Below are 20,692 nucleotides of genomic sequence, written 5' to 3'. Positions count from 1 at the left end.
CCGACGGATGCGTTGCGCCGGCCGGCAGGCCAGGTCGATTGTGCAGTGCAGCAAAAGCATTTGCCTGCCGTCCATGCCTCTGCAATAAGCTTATCCGCGTAAAGGAAGGCAGCGGCAATGGCAGCAAAGATCGTACCCGCCCCGGACTATGAGGATCGCGTCAGGACCTCCTTCGCGCGTCAGAAGGCGATGGCCACGATCGGCGCCGAACTGACGCTGGTGACGCCCGGTATCATCGAGATCGAGATGCCCTATTCGGCGGCATTGACCCAGCAGCACGGCTTCCTCCATGCCGGTGTCATTTCGACGGCGCTGGACTCGGCCTGCGGCTATGCCGCCTTTTCGCTGATGCCGGAAAATTCCGGCGTGCTGACCATCGAGTTCAAGGTCAACCTCCTGGCGCCGGGCAGGGGCGAGCGCTTCCTGTTCCGCGGCTCGGTGACCAAGCCAGGCCGCACCATCATCGTCGCCGACGGCCAGGCCTACGCCTTTGCCGCCGACGGCGAGGCCAAGCTGATCGCCACCATGACCGGCACCATGATGACGGTGGTCGGGCGTGATGGCATAGAAGGGTGAGGAGCCGTCCGCGAAGCGGACGGAAAGCCCCCAAATGGGCTTTCCGAGCAACGAACGCCCGGAGCCATAGCGGAGGGCTGGGCGCCGGTGAGGGCACGTCGCCGTTCTGACCTCCAGTGTAGGTGATTGGGTAGAGAGGAATAGATCATGACCGGTAAAGTGTCGCGCCTGTCGGGCAAGGACGTCCTCTTCGTTATGGCGGCGCAGGCCGAATACGGCCCGCACCTCAAGCAGCTGTTCACGCCGCTGATGACCGGTGTCGGTCCGGTCGAGGCCGGCGTCAGGCTGGGTGCTGAACTCTCCTGGCTGAAATCGCAAAAAGCACTGCCGGATCTCGTTGTTTCGCTCGGTTCAGCCGGCAGCCGGACGCTGCAGCAGACGGAAATCTACCAGGCGGTTTCGGTCAGCTACCGTGACATCGACGCTTCGCCGCTCGGCTTCGAGAAGGGCGCCACCCCCTTCCTCGACCTGCCGGTAACCGTGCCATTGCCCTTCAAGATACCGGACATCAAGCAGGCGACCCTGTCGACCGGCGGCGCGATCATCACTGGCGCGGCCTATGATGCTGTTGCCGCCGACATGGTCGACATGGAGACCTTCGCCTGCCTGCGCGCCTGCCAGCTGTTCGACATTCCGCTGATCGGTCTGCGCGGCATTTCCGACGGGGCGGCGGATCTCAGGCATGTCGGCGACTGGACCGAATATCTTGAAGTCATCGACGAGAAGCTGGCCGACGCCGTCATGCGGCTCGAACAGGCGATCGGCGACGGCGCCCTCCGGACGGAACCACCCCATGAAGATGCCGGAACAGCCTGAAAGTCGGGCTAAGCAACCCATTGCGTCGACTCGTTTCTTTCTCTAAACGCTCGCCATGAAAACAGCCAATCATCCCGACACCGTCCTGATTGTCGATTTCGGCAGCCAGTTCACCCAGCTCATCGCCCGCCGCATCCGCGAGGCCGGCGTGTTTTCCGAGATCGTGCCGTTCCAGTCGGCCGAAGCGGCATTCAAGCGCATCAATCCGAAAGCCGTGATCCTCTCCGGCGGCCCGGCTTCTACCGGCGATATCGGCAGCCCGCGCGCGCCGCAGATCGTCTTCGATTCCGGCGTGCCGGTGCTCGGCATCTGCTACGGCCAGATGGCCATGTGCGTGCAGATGGGCGGCGTCGCCGAAAGCTCCGACCATCGCGAGTTCGGCCGCGCCTTCGTCGAGATACAAAAGGACAGCCCGCTGTTCGAGGGCCTGTGGGCGCCCGGCCAGCGCCATCAGGTGTGGATGAGCCATGGCGACCGCGTCATCTCCTTGCCCAAGGGCTTCGAAGTGTTTGGCAAGTCCGAGGGCTCGCCCTTCGCCATCTTCGGCAACATCGAGCGCAAGATGTACGGCATCATGTTCCATCCCGAGGTGGTGCATACGCCCGACGGCGCCCGGCTGCTCAGGAATTTCGTCCACAACATCGCCGGCATCGAGGGCGACTGGACCATGCGCGCCTACCGCGAGCACGCGGTCGAGACGATCCGCAAGCAGGTCGGCAAGGGCAAGGTCATCTGCGCGCTGTCGGGCGGCGTCGATTCTTCCGTTGCGGCGCTGTTGATCCACGAAGCGGTCGGCGACCAGCTGACCTGCATCCTTGTCGACCACGGCCTGATGCGCAAGGACGAGGCCGCGGGCGTGGTGGCGATGTTCCGCGAGCATTACAATTTGCCGCTCATTCTGGTGAACGCTTCGGACCGTTTCATCGACGCCCTCGAGGGCGAGTCGGACCCGGAAAAAAAACGCAAGACCATCGGCCGGCTGTTCATCGAGGTGTTCGAGGAAGAGGCCAAGAAACTCGGCGGCGCCGAATTCCTGGCGCAGGGCACGCTCTATCCCGACGTCATTGAAAGCGTCTCCTTCACCGGCGGCCCGTCCGTGACGATCAAGTCGCACCACAATGTCGGCGGCCTGCCCGCGCGCATGAACATGCAGCTGGTCGAGCCGCTGCGCGAACTGTTCAAGGACGAGGTGAGGGCGCTCGGCAAGGAGCTCGGCCTGCCCGAAAGCTTTATCGGCCGCCATCCATTCCCCGGCCCGGGCCTCGCCATCCGCTGCCCAGGCGGGATCACCCGCGAAAAGCTGGAGATCCTGCGCGAGGCCGACGCCATCTATCTCGACGAGATCCGCAAGGCCGGCCTGTACGACGCCATCTGGCAGGCCTTTGCCGTGCTGCTGCCGGTGCAGACGGTCGGCGTGATGGGCGATGGCCGCACCTACGAGTTCGTCTGCGCGCTGCGTGCCGTCACCTCGGTCGACGGCATGACGGCGGATTTCTACCACTACGACATGGCCTTCCTCGGCGCCGCCGCCACCCGCATCATCAACGAAGTCCGCGGCATCAACCGTGTCGTCTACGACGTGACGTCGAAGCCGCCGGGAACAATCGAGTGGGAATAAAGCTCGGTCGTTCGCCAGCATTCGGCGACTATCGAGGAAACCTCATTAAGCATCTGAATTTTATCTGCTTTCTTCTCTATGTCTATCGCTGACTATCGCCGCTAAGCAGAATCATTTGGCGGTAGATTTGACGGCATTCCGTTTCGCGTCATCTTCGCTGCAGACTGATGCCGTCACTGCGCCGGACTCAAGCAGGTTGGCATCATTCGAGGTAAGACATTGAATCCAATGGGCTCTCACACAGCCCTTGACGGTAAAACGAATGACGGTAAAATTAGGCATTGAACAACCCTATATGCGCCCCACCTGTCTCCTCCTATGCTCACCGACATCGCACTTAAGAAGCTGAAACCAAAAGATAAAATATACAAAGTCGCCGATCGTGACGGTATGTACGCGACCGTGGCTCTCACAGGGCAGATATCGTTCCGATACGACTACCGAGTGAATGGTCGGCGAGAGACAGTGACGCTGGGCCGCTATGGTGAGGGAGGCATCTCGCTAGCAGAGGCGCGTGACCGCTGTCTTGCCGCACGAAAAATGGTTGCAGCCGGAAAATCCCCAGCCCAGGAAAAGCAGCGTGACAAGCGGCGCCTGTCTGGGACGGCCACGTTCGGCGATGCTGGCAGAGGGTGGTTTAAAGAGGCGAAGATGGCGGACAGCACGCGCTCGATGCGCAAGGCCGTGTTCGATCGAGACATCTTGCCGATTTGGGACAAAAGGCTCCTCACAGAAATAACATCGGACGATTTGCGGGCACTGTGCGCAAAGGTGAGGAACCGTGGCGCACCAGCAACGGCCATTCATGTCCGGGATATCGTTAAGCAGGTCTATGGTTATGCCATTCTGCACGGCGAGAAGATCGCCAATCCGGCGGACGAGGTAGGGCCAGCTTCCATAGCCACCTTCGAGGCGAAAGACCGGGCGTTGTCACCCGTAGAAATTCGACTCATGCTGAAAGAGCTGGAAAACGTGCCGACGTTGCCGACCATTCGGCTGGGCCTAAAGCTGATCCTGCTCACGATGGTTCGGAAAAGTGAGCTTCTGGGCGCGACGTGGGATGAGGTAGACTTCGAGAACGCGGTATGGAGCATTCCCAAAGAGCGAATGAAGCGGAAGAAGCCTCACAACGTCTACCTGTCCCGCCAGTCCCTCGACATCATGATTGCGCTCAAGACTTGCGCTGCGAACTCTCGATACGTGCTTCCATCTCGCTACGACGCCGACGAGTCCATGTCGCGCGCGACTTTCAATCGAATTACCATGGCGATTGTGGACCGCGCAAAAAAACAAGACCTGCCGCTTGCTCCCTTTACGGTGCACGATCTACGGCGGACCGGCTCCACGCTCCTAAACGAGATCGGATTCAATCGCGACTGGATCGAAAAATGCCTTGCCCACGAAGACAGTCGCTCCTCCCGTGGCGTCTATAACAAGGCTGAATACGAACCGCAGCGGCGCCACATGCTGCAGGAATGGGCCGACATGATTGAAGCGTGGGCGGCTGGCAATAAACACGCACCCACACTGCAGCCGATTTCCGGGGCGGCCGTCATCCTCGATCCGATTTGACGGGTCTCGTCTTCCGCGACCGCACGTCTGGTCCCGGGGCCAGTTCGAGCGAACCAGCAGAGGACGCGTTCCGCCGTTCCTGAATCCACGCTTCGACTTCTCCCAGGTCCCAAACGACGCAGCGGGGAGTCAGATTGAACCGTCGGGGGAACTCGCCTCGTTGTTCCATTTCATAAATGGTCGTGTCCGATAACGGGACGATTTCTCGCAATTGCGATCGGCGAACAGTTCGCACGACCTGTCGCGCCTCAATGTGCGGTAGAACCGGAAGGGAGCTGTCCGCTGGCGCGGCGGCCTCTATGCCTTGGCAGCTTTTGCATTGAGTTGGCTTCTGCCGTTTGACCATGTGCATACCGAAGGGCTCCTTCGGATCAAAGATCGTGCATCTGCTCCAATCCAGCTATAGCTCTCAACTACGATCCCATCGTCTCCTTTGACCAGCAGGCGAGATTTGGAGGCATTATGATAGCGAGGTCTGGAATCTTCTATCGCCATCACGCCAGCTCATCTTCCGCATACGGACGCCAACAAGCCCCCTCAGCCGTATCTCCTGCCGCTGGGTGGCACTAGGCAGCAAATGTCCACGTCGATTCTCGCCGCTTGCAACGCCCACAAACCGAGTGCACACGGGCATTTTGCAGGCCCGAATGGCCGCCCCTCCGCATGACTCCGTTCGGAAGGGCTTTCGGGATGCGAGCTGGCGAGCCACCCCACGGCCGAGTTCTACGATGTTGTGCCGTACCTCTAGCTCTTCCAGGTCAAAGGACATACTAGAAGGACAGTAATACTGCCTTAATTGCTTGTGCTTTCTTACTCACAGAACAGGAATCTCTGTTTACTTGCCAATCAAGTTCTGCATAAAAAAGAGGCAGGCGCCGATTCGGTAGCCTGCCTCTGTCTCTACGCGTACTCGCGGTAAATGTGGCGCCGAGTGGACGAACAAAGACCGCGAGTCCGCTCCCTAGCAGGTCGGTAGCTAGCGTCCTGAGGCTTCATTGGCAAGCCACAGGAGTAAGACTAATGGCGAAGAATCCTCCCCTTCGGCCTGGTCAACCCGCTCCACGGTCAGGTCAGTACGAAATTACTGGCCCACGTGGCGGCAAAGGACCGGAAAGAACAGTGACTCGCAATGAGCCACTGCCGCCGACTCCGTCAAAGGGATCCACTTACAAGCTTGTGGATCCGACCAAGCACGGAAAATAAAGTGACGGCGGGCTTCGGCCCGCCGGTTTCGCGATCAGCTGAGGGACGAATGGTTAAGAAGATTGAAGTTGTTAAAAGGCCTGCCGGTGACGGGAAGACTCGCACTGGCGCAACCAACGAAACAAAATCTCTGAGTACCGATCACTACAAAGCGAGGCTGGGCGTGAAAAGCGGCGGGAAGAAGTCTTGAGTCTCAGCAATTTGGCCGATCTCTTCACAGTGATCGGCTTTCCTCTTGGCTTGGTTGGCGTCGGACTAGTTTTGTACCAAATGCGAACCGACAAATTGTCAGCCTCGGCAGGGGCCGTGGCTACACTACACGAGAATATTCGTGTACGTATCGACATGTTGTCCCGCTTAGAGCCCACCCTCGGCGATAGCAAAAACCCTGAATGGACCGGTGCCTTTCGCGACCTCCTAAACGATCTGGAAGTAGCTTGCGCCACCTACCTAGATAGCCAATTCAGCGGTAGGACTGGAAAGCTGGCCGAATTCCTCATTCACGACATGTTGAAGTTATTCCAAGATGATGAGTCGCTACGGGAGCATCTAAGGGCTCAATCCACGATCCAGATACATTCGCTAACATCAGGGATTTTTTAGCTCTGGAGAACTAGACGGAGGGTGACCCCAGGGTCATCACAGCTGGTAGGCGACACCGAGCCGTCTACGATATCCTCTTGCGTCGCTCTCTAGCGTTAACCCCAAGCGATCGGTGACGCTATATGCCACCTTCCGGCGCATCCAACCTATGTGCTGTTTGGCGCAGTTGATCGGAACAAAGAGAGAGCAAACTGGGTCTGAAGACGGCTCCATCGCGTCTCTAGGTTCGGCAATTGTCCCATACAAAATGGCGCGATTGCTTGAGCAGGCAGCCCGTCCCGTCGGCCTTCAAATATTGAGGCTTAGCCGGCATGAAACCCTTTATTCACAAATTTCAAACGCGACTGGTTTTTTTCTTGCGACTGCCATTGCGTTAGGTTCTATGTGGTTCGTTCTGCATGGGGGTGTAGTTGTCTGACGTGGAAAAATCGGTCTTCCAGAGCGATCTGCCTCTGAGGGAGAAACTCGAGCGTGCCAGGATGGAGCTGCTCGACCTTTCCGCGCGCAATCGGCTTTTGAACGTGCCGCGGTTTTCCAAGAGCGCGAAGACGATCGACATCGTCGATGAGAAGTCGTCCGAGATTTATCGGTTGCTGGTGAAGGAAGGCAAGGCCTTTACCTTCCTCGCCGGCAAGCCCGATAGACCGAAGGCAGGCCAAGAAGCCGCCGCGGATGACGAGATTGACCACTCGCTCATTTCCCTGGCTCAGCCAGAGGACGATGGGGTCGACGATCGGGGGATCTCGGCGCGACATTCAGACACCAAGCTGCAGACGCGGATGACTCCCACCGGCTTGCAACGCCGCCTTCTTGATCTCTACCACGATGCCAGGACGCTAGAAGAGGAGCAGGGCGTTAACGTCCTCTTTCTGGCGCTCGGAATGCTGAAGTGGGTTGACCCGAACAACAAGGAAAACATTCGTCAAGCACCGCTCATTTTGGTACCGGCTCGTCTCGAGCGAGGAACGGCCGGAGAGAAGTTCCGGTTACGCGCACGGCCTGAGGATCAGAGCGCGAATCTCTCTCTCGAACTCTATCTCGATCGGATGCACAAGCTCGCCATGCCGAGCTTCGATGCTGGAGACGACTTCGACGCCTCAAAGTACCTCGATGCCGTGGCCGCAGCGATCTCAACCAAAGAGGGTTGGGAGGTGCTCCGGGACGACATGGTGCTGGGGTTCTTCTCGTTCGCGAAGTTTTTGATGTACCGGGACCTTGATCCCGAAATCTGGCCCGATGGCACCAAGATCATCGAACAGCCAAAGATCCGCTCGCTCCTTTCAGACGGCTTTGAAGCACCCGAGCCGCTGATGTCTGACGATATCGCGATCGATCCGCACATTGCGCCTGCGGAGATGTTGCATATCGTCGACAGCGACAGTTCCCAGACGCTCGCGATCCATGATGTCAGGAAGGGGCGCGACCTTGTGATCCAAGGTCCTCCCGGCACAGGCAAATCGCAGACGATTGCAAACGTTATCGCGTCGGCCGTGGCCGACGGAAAAACCGTCCTTTTCGTAGCCGAAAAAATGGCCGCGCTGGAGGTCGTTAAGCGTCGCCTCGACAATGCCGGGGTAGGGGACGCTTGCCTGGAACTCCACAGCAACAAGGCGAATAAGCGCATGATGCTGGAGGAGTTGCGCCGCACCTGGCAGCTCGGATCGCCACGAGGCCAATTTCCGTCTGCGCTCACCGACCAGTTGTTGCAGGCGCGAGATAAACTCAATGCGCATGCCGACCGGCTGCATGTACCGTTTGGCTCATCCGCCCTGACGCCGTACCAGGTGTTCGGCCAGTTAACACGGCTCAGGCAGAGCGGGCAAAAACCCGTTGATATCAAACTCGAGGGTGCCACCGATTGGACGAGTGAGGGCGTCTCGTCACGCCGGAAGCTGCTCGACGAGGTCTCTCAGCGGATCAACGAAATCGGGCTACCCATCCACCATCCCTGGAGAGGGGTTGGCCTGGATGTGGTACTGCCGACCACCGTCGAACGGTTTGTCCCGCGGGTATCATCCTTGCTGGATCAAGCGAAGGCCGTACAGGCCAAACTGATTGACATTGCCGCGCGGATCGAGGCCGAGCCTCCGCGAATTCTGAGCGACAGCGGCGAGATAGAAGGTCGCGCGGAACTTCTTGCTTCTGCACCAGAGCTGCCCGCCGACGCGTTGGTCTCGCTGGCGTGGGACGACCAGCCGAAGGAAATCGCGTCGGTCCTTTGGACAGGAACGGATTTCGCCCGCAAATTCGAAGACGTTTCTCAGCATTTGGCGGCGACGGCGATCGACACCCCAATTGACGATCTCGAGACAGAGCTTGCGAAACTGCCATCGGAATTTCCGAAAGACGGCTTTGTCCGCGCGCACCAGCTGGCCGTTCTGCTCCCGCGATTGCGGGATGAAGCGGAGCGGTTGAACCAGGAGCTGGGGTCAACGGTTGTACCGGACACGCTGGCAGGGCTCGTTAGACTCATCGTGATGGGGGAAAGAGTTGCGGCCGCACCTGACGCAAGTCCGGAAGCGTTTGCTGCGACTGTGTGGGACTCAGGACTTGAACAAGCAGCAGATCTTGCCGAGAGCGTCGCAACGCTTGAGGCGGTTCAAGCAGAACTGAGCGGCAAGGTTGTCGACGCTGCCTGGAACACGGACGTAGCACCGACAAGGCAGGCTCTCGCCACCCATACCGGACTGTTGAAGGCACTGAGCGGCGACTACCGTCGCGCCAAAGCACTTGTGCGATCCCTTCTGGTTGATTCCAACGCGCCGCCGACCGAGATCGTGCGTCTCCTAGACGTATTGATGAAGGGACAAGCGGCGGCCTCGAGGGTCCGTGATGGCGACACCTTTGGTCGTTCCGCCTTCGGAGCAGATTGGCGCCGGGAGAAATCGTCGTCGGCACCGCTCCTGGCGCTGGTGGAATGGATGCGCACGCTGAGGGGGCTTGGCTCGGAACCGCGTCTTATCGCTGGGCGGATGGCCGAACGCTCCGAAGCGGGCGCGCGGGCGCTCCGGGTTCGCAAGGTGATCGATATCGGCCGGCCGATGATCGAGGGCTTCTGGAATGATCTCAGTCACCTCGCGCCGTCCATGCTGGGTGACGTGGCTTCCGCAGAAAGAGCTTCACTGCAGCTGATGGAAGTGAAGGCGCGCGCCGTGGCACAAGCGGACGAAGCGTCTAGAGAGCTTCTGGCCACCGTGCCCGATCAGTTGTCGCATCGGCTGGAGCTCGTAAGACGCCTGGGCGCCCTACAGACGCTTGCTCAAGAGATCGATGCGGCTCACGCCCTTGGCACGTCAGCATTCGGTTCGTCTTGGCTCGGGCGAGGATCCAACTGGGCCGCGCTTACGCAGGCCGAGCTCTGGCTGAAAAATAATAGCGCACTTCGACACCTTGTCGCCCGTTTGCCTGACAGGGTCGAGATTGCGAAATCAGCTCGTGCAACGCGAGAAGCGACCCAAGCCGCGGCGCTGCAATTCAGGGCGGTTGCAGAGGATTTGAAAGCAGACGCTTCGTCGTTGTTTGGAATAGGCGATTTCTCCGAGGTCGTGATACCCGAGTTGATTGCTCGATTGCAGGGTTGGGTCGAGCATCACGAACAGCTCTCGAAATGGGTTGCCTACGAAGAACGATCCGACACTGCCCGAAAGGCCGGATTAGGGCAGTTGATAGACGGCCTTGCCAACGGCCAGATTCCAACCGCATTGGCGCGGTCGGTTTTCGATATGGCCTATTACGAGAAAATGCTGACGGCGATGGCTTATAGAGAGCCGGAGCTAGGGAGGTTCGACGGCGAGCTCCATTCCAGAGCTGTCCGCGACTTTGCTGATTTGGACCGACAAAGGATCAAGGCTAGCGCCATCGAGGTCGTGACCGCACATCATCGGAAGATACCTCCAAGAGATGGCGGAGCTGGGCCTGTCGGATTACTTCGATCTGAGATGGCTCGCAAGAGAGGCCATATGCCTGTCCGGCAGTTGATGCTCAAGGCAGGGCCTGCTGTCCAAGCGCTGAAGCCGGTGTTCATGATGAGCCCGCTTTCGGTGGCACAGTTTTTGTCGCCCGGTCGGATGTCGTTCGACCTCTTGGTTATGGACGAAGCGTCTCAGATCCAGCCGGTGGATGCGCTCGGCGCAATTGCCAGGGCGAACCAGGTGGTTGTCGTTGGCGATGAACGGCAACTGCCGCCGACCACATTTTTCGCGAAGATGACGGGCTCGCAGTCTGAAGATGATGACGGAGAGGGTGCACAGGTCGCTGATATCGAGAGCATCCTCGGGCTTTTCACGGCTCGTGGTTTGCCGCAGCGGATGCTTCGATGGCACTACCGCAGTCGCCATCAATCGCTGATCGCCGTGTCGAATAGCCAGTTCTACGAGAACCGGCTCTTCATTGTGCCGAGCCCCTTCACCCAGGAGGCCGGCATGGGGCTGCGATTCCATCACGTGCCGGACGGGGTGTTCGATTCAGGAGGGACCGGAACGAACCCGATCGAGGCGCGAGCTGTAGCAGAAGCGATCATCCGTCATGCGAAATCGAATCCGCAGGAGTCTCTGGGCGTTGCGACTTTCTCTGTTAGCCAGCGTCGTGCGATCCAAGATGAGCTTGAAGCGCTGCGGCGACTGAATACCGACACGGAAGACTTCTTCCACGCCCATCCGAGTGAGCCGTTTTTCGTCAAGAACCTGGAGAACGTTCAAGGCGACGAGCGGGATGTGATCATTATCTCGGTAGGGTACGCGAAGAATGCCCAGGGCTATATGGCCATGCGCTTCGGCCCACTCGGTTCGGAAGGCGGTGAGCGTCGCCTCAACGTTCTCATAAGCCGGGCCAAGCGTGCCTGTGAAGTGTACGCGTCGATAACAGATGAAGACATCGACCTTGAGCGCGGAAAGGGCAAGGGGGTGTTCGCCTTCAAGCTCTTTTTGCACTATGCGAGGACCGGGCGTATCTCGCTCGCCCAGACGACGACCCGGGAGATGGATTCAATCTTTGAAGAACAGGTAGCCAACGCATTGATTGAACGAGGCTATCAGGTCCATGCGCAAGTCGGTATCGCGGGCTTCTTCATCGATCTGGCGGTTGCTGATCCGGAGCGGCCAGGGCGCTACCTACTAGGCATCGAATGCGACGGCGCTGAGTATCATTCGTCGCGCTCTGCCAGAGATCGGGATCGGCTGCGTCAGGCTGTCCTGGAAGACCATGGCTGGATCATACATCGCATTTGGAGCGCTGATTGGTTCCAACGGCCGCGCGAACAGCTCGAGCGGACAGTGGCAGCGATTGATGCTGCGACAAGAGAACTCGCTGAACGAGCAGAGTTGGGAAACCAGAGAAGCCGTGCCGCAGCCGTACAAGTCGTAACCGTCGACCGAGGTAATGTCACCGAAATCGGCTTGGAAACCGCCAACGGAACCGCGGCACCAGATCGGACCTACTCGGAAGCCCATATACAGAGACCGCCCGGCCAGTTTGAACTTCACGAGACGCCCACCGGTCTTCTGGCTGGGCTGGTCGAGCAGGTCGTGGCTGCGGAGACGCCAATCCATCTCGATGAGGTAGTATCGCGTATTCGGCTTGCGTGGGGCCTGCAGCGGGCCGGCGGTAGAATTCAGGACGCGATTGAGCGCGGCCTTCTTGTCGCCGAAGCACGGGGAGCGGTGGCACGGCGGGGCGGCTTCTGCTTTAAGCCCGGCGCCCCTATTCAGCTACGGGACCGCAGCGGTGTCATGTCCCCTGGATTGCGTAAGCCCGAAATGATCTCATCGGAAGAAGTTGCCCAAGGAGCCATTGAGGTGGTGAGATCCAATCTCGGCGCGACGGAGGACGAAATTGGACCGAGCATCGCGAGGATGCTGGGCTTCAAAGCCACAAGCGCTCAATTGAGGCAATTGATTTCAACGGCGGTCGCCGCTGCTGTCGCCAAGGGATCGTTGCGGTACCAAGACGGGCTGCTGATAGACGGCGCAAACGCTCAGTAAGAAATCAGCGAAATGTGAGGGTGGGCTTAATCGCCCTCGCTAAATCAGAGCGAACCTGGGACGAACCCTGTCCTTGGCTGGAGACTGAATGGCATTTCGATTTGTTCACACGGCCGACATCCATCTCGATTCACCGCTGCGTTGTTCAGCGAGTTGTTACGCTAGTTTCGATGATTGAGTTGACGCCAGAGAATCCAATTTGCGAATCGTATTTTTCAGCTGAACAACTAGACTTGCTCACCCGCAGATGGCCGGTAGAAATAAATGATACTGTTCTCCACAATGGATGGTCCGCCGAACGTGGGTGCGAATCTCCGCGTCTACAAAGTCCTTAGAAGGAAGAGGGTTTGATGCATTAGAAATCTGACTGTATATTATTCCACTTCCAAATAGGTAAGTGTAGCGAGGTTAAGGCGCAGCTGGACATGGCGCTCCGTGAGGAGACCGCTGCCATTCGCTGGCGGAAGGATCGGACCTCGCACCGGCCTGATCGCTTAAGCCCAGACCTGACTGACGCGTGCGTCACGATGGACGACTATCCACCAGCGCCCGCCAACTTGCCGCGGGCGCAAGATGGCCGTTCGAAACTTTTCGGCGGAACCCGCCAGGCGTTGCGAGTGCTGGTTGGCTAGAGCAACGAATCGCATTTTAGGGTGGACATTATGTTCAGACGTATTTCTAGCATCAAGGATTTCGGTGTCTTCAACAACTTCACCGGAGGTACCTTACCGGAGTTCGCGCCGTTCAATCTGATTTACGGCTGGAATTACTCAGGAAAGACAACGCTGTCGCGTGTGTTTCGCTGCCTGGAAGATGGCGCACTTCATCCGGATTATCCCAATGCGCGCTTTGACGTGGTGCACGCTGACGGCACACAGTATGATCATTCCTTTGCAACGCCCTGCAACGTACGTGTCTTCAATGAGGATTTCCGCAAAGCACATCTTCGTTGGGATGATGCCGACGGTTTCAATCCCATCCTCCTGCTCGGTGCCGAAAATATCGAACGACGCGATAACCTAGTACAGAAGCAAATGCAGCGCGCGCAACTCGACGATCAGCGTAAGGCAGCCGTCGCTGAGGCCAAGAGACTTGATGACAGAATCAGTAAGGCTGAAACGGATTGTGCCAGCCAGATCGTGAACGAGCTTCCGGTCGGCCGTTTCAACAGGACTAACCTGCGTCCCATAATCAGTGCTTGGAATGGCACGATGCCCGATGCGCTACCTCCCGAGCAGGTTCAGGCAGCACGCGGCAAAGTGAGTGCCGAGCAGAAGGATGTTCTGCCCGATCTTCCGATTGTCACGCACTCCATCAACCAACTCTGGCGCGACGGCATTGCTCTCCTGAGCGACCAGATCGATTCATCTGCCACGATCGCGCGCCTTGTGGAACACCCGGATATTGCAACATGGGTTGAACATGGGCGACACCTGCATGACGGCAAGTCGCACTGTGAATTCTGCGAAGGAGAACTGACTACCGCGCGCAAGGCGGCACTCAACGCCCACTTTTCCGATGCGTTTGATGATCTCATGAAGCGGATCACCACAACGATTGATGAACTTACTGGGCAACGGATGGAGTTTTCCGGTGCCGCCTATCCCCGATCAGGCTTTTATGCGGATCTGCACGATGGACATATACAGGCTGGTCGCGAGCTGGCACTCGCTAGAGACGGCTTCAACGGTGCCATACAGGCGCTCATCGATGCCCTGAAGATAAAGCAGAGAAATCCGTTCGACATTGTGCAGGCACCGGACGTCGAACCACAATCCGATCCACTCGCTGCGGCAGCGAGGCGTTTTCAGGCCCTGATAGACGAGAACAATGATCGCACCCGTCGGTTCAGCTCCGCGCGCAACGAAGCTGTTGCCATGCTAAAGGATCATTACGCAGCCGACGCGATGCGCCGGATAGATCGGTTTGCACTTGAGGTCCGAATTGGTGCTCAGAAGAAAGCTGTAACGGACTCTGAAGCGCCCCTTGTTGTCCTTGATCTGGAGATCGCCAACCTTCAGGCGGAACTCTCAAACGCGACCAAAGGTGCGGAAGCCATCAACGAGACCCTTCGGCAATTTTTCGGGAAAGCCGATATTCAGGTGAAAGTCACTGACAGCGACCGTTTTCAGCTGATGCGCGGCGAAGCACCTGCCCGAAACTTGAGCGAAGGCGAGCGTACGGCGATCGCCTTCTGTTACTTCATCACCAAGCTGCTCGAAAACGGAAACAATCTCTCGCAGACCATTGTCTATATCGACGATCCGATATCGAGCCTTGACGCGCACCATCTTCTGCACGTTTGCGCATTCATCAGAACCATATTTTACCGGTTCAACGAAGGGGCGCCCAAACCCGCCAGGCATGAATGTCTGGCCAGGCAACTGTTCATCTCGACCCACAGCCATGAGTTTTTCAATCTCATGCTGGATTGGATGAGGAAGATGACTGATCAGATGTATCGGACATATCTCGTTGAGCGGACGGACGCGAATGGCCTTGTCGCTTCGAAGATTATTCCATGCCCTGACAGCATTCAGAAATATCGCTCCGAGTACCTCTACATCTTTCACCAGATTGCCGGCTACGCCGAGAACCCCCAGAATGATCATCAGATCATCTTCAATCTCGGCAATATGGCGAGGAGATTCATCGAAGGGTACGCTTCGTTCAAGTTCCTCGAGCACGTTAACATAGATAGCAGTATTGATCGTCTCATCACCGATCCGGTTGATGCTGAGCGCGCCCGCAAATTTATGCATTTCTATTCTCACACGCTTTCGAGAAGTGCCGGAATGCGTTTACCAGACATGAGTGAGGCGCAAGCAATCGTTACATTGATCCTGGATGCCGTGCGGAACCACGACCCCGTTCATTACGGCTCGCTTGAAGCAACACGCTGACACTCTTCAGGAGCCTGGATGACTGGCGTTGCCGAACGATCAGTCGCCTGTGAGCAAATGGCAGTAATCCGCTGCAGTCGTTCCGATAGCCGACGGTCTGCAGTCGTGACAGAGGTGACCTTCGCGATCAGCTTGAGGAGATATCTTCTGATGCCGCATTTTGAGCGGCAACAGTGGCGGAACCGTACGGAACGATACGGGAAGGTTCATGGATAGGTGCCCACGAAAAAGGCAACAGAATCAACGATTTTCATTCGCCCTCCGGGCCCACCATTATCGCTATTTATCAATAAGTTGTCGTGTTTTATTTGCCTCGGTTAGCCAAATCAGGTTGGCGAATCTCCGTCGATCTCGTTGAATTCACTGATTTATAATGGGCTCCCGAGGACTGCCGATCAAACTGCTTTACAACATAGGGCGGCGCGAAAGGAATCGAACTGCCGCAATGCGCTCGTTCCATCCGTTTCGGGCGGGTGCAGTCCTTCGGCGCGACAGCGGGCTAACTCTCCGCAAATATTTCCGCCGTGCTCCCGGGCTGATCGAGTTTCCAGACACGGGCTATGCAGCGACGCATCTCGTCAGCGGTGGCCCCGCCTCGAAATTCGGCAAGACGTATGGCCTTGGCTTCCAGTTCCTGTTTCGAAAGGGTGTTGCCGGGATCTCCCTTGGGCTCGTCGACGCGGGCATTGAATTTGCGGCCGTCAACGGTCGTGACGCTCACCTTGCCGACCCACTGCTTGGGATAAAGGGTGTCGACCTCGGCGTCGAGTTCCATACGCACCTTCGCGCGGAAGCGTGCGACGCGGGTGTCCGCAAGCGCGTGGTGTTCGAACGCGTCGAGGTCGGCGACGCCGTGAACGGCGATCAGCCCCAAAACCGTGCCCATGGAGAACTTCGCCTGGTGGACGGTTTGCGGAATGACCACCGCGCCCAGGACATCGATGGCTCCCTGATGGACATGGGCCACCACGTCGGTGATGTCGTCCGGACCGAGCCCTTCGCGGCGCATGAGAGACTGCAGCGCGTCGGCGGCCGGATGAGTGTGCCGGCAGGCTGCGTGCCATTTGAAGGAGGTCTCCTCGGTTGTCCAACGGCTGCCGAGCCCGTCCGTCAGGCGGGCCGGATCGGCGTCGCTGGACATGCCGGCAGCCATTCCTTGCTGGCCTTCGAGGATCCGCGCGGCGCCCTTGAAGCCATCGCGCGCCAGATAGGCAGCGAACAGACCGTTGGCGGCCGCTCGCGCGGTATGGAGTTGCTTGGAATCGGCAGCGTCACGCAGAAATTCCCAGAGACCTGCCGCCTGCGTACCGGCCGAGCCGACAGCATGGTTGAGCCCGGCTGCGTCCAACCCGATCAACTTGCCGACCGCCGCGGCTGCTGCCACTGCGCCAGCCGTGCCGGTGGTGTGGAATATCTCGTAGTGCGAGCGTCCGAGGAATTCTCCCACGCGGATGCCCACTTCATAGCCGGCGATGCAGGCAGTCAGGACTTCGCGGCCGGTCTTCCCCTCAGCCTCCGCAACCGCCAAAACGGCCGGAAAGATCACCGCCGCCGGGTGAAAGACCGAGCCGTTGTGAACGTCGTCCTGTTCCACGACATGGGAGGCCGCCGCATTGACCATCGCTGCGAAGTAGGGGCTTGTGCGCCGCCGCGTCGGGATGATGGTGCTTGGGCCGTCCGCCGGCCCCATGGCACGCGCAAAGCCGTCGATCATCTCGATCTGGTGCGCGCCCTTGCCGGCCAGCGCCGAGCCGAGCCAGTCGATCATCAGTCCTTGCGCGAAATGAACGACGCGCGGCGGGATCTGTTCGAAGTCGAGTTCGGCGATGAAGGCGCAAAGCCTGGCGGTCGGCCAATCGGCGGTGTCCGTGCTCATCGGTTACTTCTCCTCTGCATGCCCTTCAGACCAAAGCGGCCCGGCGCAGGACTTGCCTTGCACGTTTGACGACCGGTCGATCCACCATCTCGCCTTTCACCAGGCTGACTTCGCCTGGTGAGGCCGCGCCAATGATGTCGCGTGCCCATGCGATGTCACTATCGCTCGGGCGAAAGCCATTGCGAATCGGCTCGATCTGCCTCGGATGGATGGCCATCTTGCCGCCAAAACCCATCTTCATGGCGTGGCGGGCGTCATCCTCGGTGATTTCGGGACTGTTCAGGTCGGTCGTTACGCCGTCGATCGGCGCGGCCCGGCCAGCCGCGCGCGAACGCCAGACGATTTCGTTGCGAGCCGCAAGCAGGATCAGCCGATCATGCGCGCAACCGAGATCGAGCGAGAAGTCGACCGAGCCGAAGGCGGCGGCAACGACGCCAGAGGTGGCCAATATGTCCGGCAAGTTGGCGAGACCGACGGCGCTCTCGACCAGCGCGATGACGGAAACGCTGCGTGCCATGTGCCTGGCCATATCGGCAATGTCTTCCGGATGTTCTGCCTTGGGCAGCATGACGGAGACGCCGTCGAGGCGCCGCACGGCGTCGATGTCCGCTTCGTGCCAGGGTGTTCCCGCGGCATTGATGCGGACCACGACCGCGGATTTCAGCGCGGCTGCATGAGCAACGACCGCTTCCCGAGCGCGGTCCTTGTCGCCAGGGGCGACAGCATCCTCGAGGTCTAGAACGACCGCGTCCGCGCCGCTGCTGTCGGCTTTGGCAAACCGCTCAGGACGTGAGCCCGGCACGAATAGCGGCACGACAGGCGTGACGAAGCTCACCATTGCGCCGTGGCTTTCACCGTCACATGGCCGTCGGACGACCGTGCCTCGAGAGCCATGCCGTCCTGGCCTGGGGATGTTGCGCTCAGAAGCAGGCGCTGCGGGCCAGTCGCCGGATGGACGCCGCGGAATGAGAAACGGCGCGGCGACTGACCGACAATGGCGGCGGCGAAGTTCATCAGCAGCGTCGCCTGCAGCGGGCCATGGATGACGAGCCCGGGATAGTGCTCGACCCCCGTGGCATAGGGCGCGTCGTAGTGGATGCGATGCCCGTTGAACGTCAGCGCGGAATATCGAAAGAGCAGCACGGGATCGATGTCGATCGTGCGCTCGTGCGATGTGGCCAGGGGCGAATTGGCCGGCGGGGCAGGGGACGCAGCAGCGGCTTCGGCGCCGCGATAAACGATGGTCTGGTCCTCCTCGATGACCGGACCGGAATCGTTGGCGATGTCGTGCCGGACCGTGACGAAGGTGAGCGGGCCGGTGCGGCCCTGCTTCTCCTCGATGGCGGCCAACGTCGAGCGGCGGCGGATGCGGTCGCCAGAGCGGATCGGCGCTATGAAACGCACGTCGCTGGCAGCCCACATGCGACGCGGAAGCGGCACCGGCGGCAGGAAGCCGCCTTTGGCCGGGTGCCCGTCAGGTCCGAGTTCTCGCATGGCGGCAATGTCGGGTGTCAGGCACCAATGCAGTCCGGGCGCGGCCGCGCCCTCGGCAGTCTGCGCCGCGTGGTCCCCAAGCGTGGCGCCAAAGCTGGCCAGCAGGCGCGGGGTCACAACATCCTCGACCTCGTGCGTGCGTCCAACCCATTCCTGCAGTGTGCTTGTGTCCAGGCTCATGAGGTCCTCGTCAGGCGGCGAATTCGGACCGGATCCGGTCCGTATCGGCGCCAAGCGCGGGGACGCTTGGAACCGTTGCAAATCCCTCCGGCCGCCCTGCCGGCTTGGGTACTGCGATGCGCTTGCCGTCCGGCAGTGCCACCTCCGTCCGGCGGAGCGCCTTGTGGTGCGGCAGGTCGCGCATTGCACTCACCCGGCCCCAGGCGATCTGCGCCTCGTCGAGACGGTCTATGGCCTCGTCGCAGTCGATTGCCGCGAAGATCGGTTCGATCTCGGCGTCGAGCGCCGTGCGGTTGGCAACCCGCCAGGTATTGGTGGCGAAGCGTTCGTCGGCGAACAGATCCTGCCTTTGCAGCACGAGCGTGCAGAAGCGCTTCCATTCATTGTTCTGCTGGATGGACACGACCACGCTGCCATCCCGACAGGCATAAGGTCGATAGGGGTAGATCGAAGCGTGTGCCAGGCCATATCTCTGGGTCTCGCAGCCCGCATATTCGTAGTGCAGCAGCGGCACGGTCATCCAATCGGCCATGGCGTCGAACATGGCAATCTCGACAATGCGGCCGCGCCCGGTTTTCTGGCGCGCCAACAGGGCTTCGAGGATCGCCGCATGGGCATTCATGCCGGTGGCGATGTCGGCGGCGGAAACCCCGATTTTGCTTGGCGTGTCCGGAGTGCCGGTAACGGCGCAGATGCCGCTTTCGGCCTGCACCAGCATGTCGTAGGCGCGCATGGCCGCGTAGGGCGTGTCCTGCCCGTAGCCGACGATGTTGATGGCTATCAGCCGAGGAAACTCTTTCGCAATTGTATCGGCCGAGAGGCCGAGCCTGTCGATGGCGCCCGGCACGAGATTCTGCACGAGGACGTCGGCGCGCGCGACCATCCGGTGCAGGAGAGCCAGGTCGTGCTCACTCTTCAGGTCGAGCACCGCGCTCTCCTTGCCGCGGTTGAGCCAGACGAAGTAAGCCGACATGCCTTCCACTGCGGAATCGTAATGACGCGCGGTTTCGCCTTCCGGACGCTCGATCTTCACGACGCGTGCGCCGGCATCGGCAAGGCGGACCGTGCAGAGCGGAGCGGCGACGGCCTGCTCGATCGAAACGACAAACAGGCCCTCCAGCGGGCGGGCGTCAGACATTGCGCTGCACTCCCGAGCGCGCCAGCACGCCAGGCTTCAGCCGCTCGTTCTTGCCGTAGTCCTCGGCTGCGTGGAAGAACAGATGCGGCGTGCCATCAATGTCCTCGAGCCTCTTGCGGTAGGCGTCCAGATAGGCCTTGCGGCCATCGTCGCCGACGCGGCCCGGCATGTAGGCGACGAAGGGCGGCAGCACGTCGAAGCCGGAATAGCGCAGCAGACCATTGTGGATCGGCCACAGCACCGTGAGGATGTCGCCGTCGATGCCATCGGGCGCGTAGGTGTCGGCCGACGTGCCCGTGGTGGCGGCCACCATGGCGAGCTTTCCCCTGAACATGCCGGTGTCGTATTTGCGGCCCGGCAGATAGGCGAAACCGCGCGCGAAGACGCGATCGGCCCAGCCCTTGAGCATTGCTGGCATTCCGAACCACCAGACCGGGAACTGGAACAGCACGAAGTCCGCCCGCTTCACCTTTTCGATCTCTGCACTGATATCGGCCGACAGTGCGCCGGCCTCGTAGGCGGCGGTCTGTTCGCGCGGCAGGCTGAAGAAGTCCGGATCGTTACGCTCGCCCGATACGTCGCCCGGCCCTGCGACAGGATTGAAGCCCATCGCATAGAGGTCGCTGACGACTACATCGTGGCCTGCGCGGGTCAAGGTTTCCACGGCCAGATCCTTCATGGCGCCGTTGAAGGATTTTGCTTCCGGGTGTGCATAGACGATGAGGACGTTCACGG

12 protein-coding genes are annotated in these 20,692 nt (G+C 59.7%); 6 read left to right on the top strand and 6 right to left on the bottom strand.

The annotated features are described in order from the left end of the window. Positions 1-117: 117 nt before the first annotated feature. From AC0L24_RS21410 to AC0L24_RS21395, 4 genes are all read left to right on the top strand, one after another. Positions 118-576, top strand: coding sequence for a PaaI family thioesterase (locus AC0L24_RS21410; protein WP_013530371.1), 459 nt, complete (start codon positions 118-120; stop codon positions 574-576). A 147-nt stretch (positions 577-723) separates the two neighbouring features. Further along, positions 724-1,392 carry a 5'-methylthioadenosine/S-adenosylhomocysteine nucleosidase gene (locus AC0L24_RS21405; protein ID WP_127807752.1) on the top strand — a complete coding sequence of 223 codons (669 nt, stop codon included), beginning with the start codon at positions 724-726 and terminating at the stop codon, positions 1,390-1,392. Positions 1,393-1,447: 55 nt separating this feature from the next. After that, positions 1,448-3,010, top strand: a complete 1,563-nt coding sequence (gene guaA, locus AC0L24_RS21400; RefSeq protein ID WP_023809008.1) for a glutamine-hydrolyzing GMP synthase — start codon at positions 1,448-1,450, stop codon at positions 3,008-3,010. Between the two features lie 318 nt (positions 3,011-3,328). Further along, positions 3,329-4,582, top strand: coding sequence for a tyrosine-type recombinase/integrase (locus tag AC0L24_RS21395; protein ID WP_473564130.1), 1,254 nt, complete (start codon positions 3,329-3,331; stop codon positions 4,580-4,582). On the opposite strand, the gene AC0L24_RS21390 is transcribed toward AC0L24_RS21395, so the two are convergent. Next, positions 4,563-4,928 carry a helix-turn-helix transcriptional regulator gene (locus AC0L24_RS21390; protein WP_473564132.1) on the bottom strand — a complete coding sequence of 122 codons (366 nt, stop codon included), beginning with the start codon at positions 4,926-4,928 and terminating at the stop codon, positions 4,563-4,565. The two genes, AC0L24_RS21395 and AC0L24_RS21390, sit on opposite strands and share 20 nt — an antisense overlap. Before the next feature lie 1,870 nt (positions 4,929-6,798). Here AC0L24_RS21390 and AC0L24_RS21385 point away from each other — a divergent pair. Further along, complete coding sequence (locus AC0L24_RS21385) at positions 6,799-12,366, top strand: DUF3320 domain-containing protein (protein ID WP_473564129.1); 5,568 nt, start codon at positions 6,799-6,801, stop codon at positions 12,364-12,366. Between the two features lie 662 nt (positions 12,367-13,028). Continuing rightward, positions 13,029-15,269: an AAA family ATPase gene (locus AC0L24_RS21380; RefSeq protein WP_473564128.1), complete on the top strand. Its 2,241-nt coding sequence runs from the start codon at positions 13,029-13,031 to the stop codon at positions 15,267-15,269. A gap of 499 nt (positions 15,270-15,768) precedes the next feature. Here AC0L24_RS21380 and AC0L24_RS21375 read toward each other — a convergent pair whose 3' ends face one another. The 5 genes from AC0L24_RS21375 to AC0L24_RS21355 are packed head-to-tail and all read right to left on the bottom strand — an operon-like array spanning position 15,769 to position 20,690. Beyond that, entirely contained in the window at positions 15,769-17,145 is a 1,377-nt protein-coding gene (locus AC0L24_RS21375; protein WP_292335177.1) for an MmgE/PrpD family protein, read from the bottom strand. Between the two features lie 25 nt (positions 17,146-17,170). Then, positions 17,171-17,983: an HpcH/HpaI aldolase/citrate lyase family protein gene (locus AC0L24_RS21370; RefSeq protein WP_292335179.1), complete on the bottom strand. Its 813-nt coding sequence runs from the start codon at positions 17,981-17,983 to the stop codon at positions 17,171-17,173. Further along, positions 17,977-18,819, bottom strand: coding sequence for an HTD2 family dehydratase (locus AC0L24_RS21365; protein WP_292335180.1), 843 nt, complete (start codon positions 18,817-18,819; stop codon positions 17,977-17,979). The genes AC0L24_RS21370 and AC0L24_RS21365 overlap by 7 nt, the downstream gene beginning before the upstream one ends. 10 nt (positions 18,820-18,829) lie before the next feature. Next, positions 18,830-19,957: a CaiB/BaiF CoA transferase family protein gene (locus tag AC0L24_RS21360; RefSeq protein WP_292659438.1), complete on the bottom strand. Its 1,128-nt coding sequence runs from the start codon at positions 19,955-19,957 to the stop codon at positions 18,830-18,832. Beyond that, complete coding sequence (locus tag AC0L24_RS21355; protein WP_127318279.1) at positions 19,950-20,690, bottom strand: NAD(P)H-dependent oxidoreductase; 741 nt, start codon at positions 20,688-20,690, stop codon at positions 19,950-19,952. The genes AC0L24_RS21360 and AC0L24_RS21355 overlap by 8 nt, the downstream gene beginning before the upstream one ends. Positions 20,691-20,692: the final 2 nt, after the last annotated feature.

The organism is Mesorhizobium sp. WSM4809, from assembly GCF_055811655.1.
The sequence above is the reverse complement of the archived record's forward strand: the minus strand, read 5'-3'. Positions and strand labels throughout refer to the sequence as shown.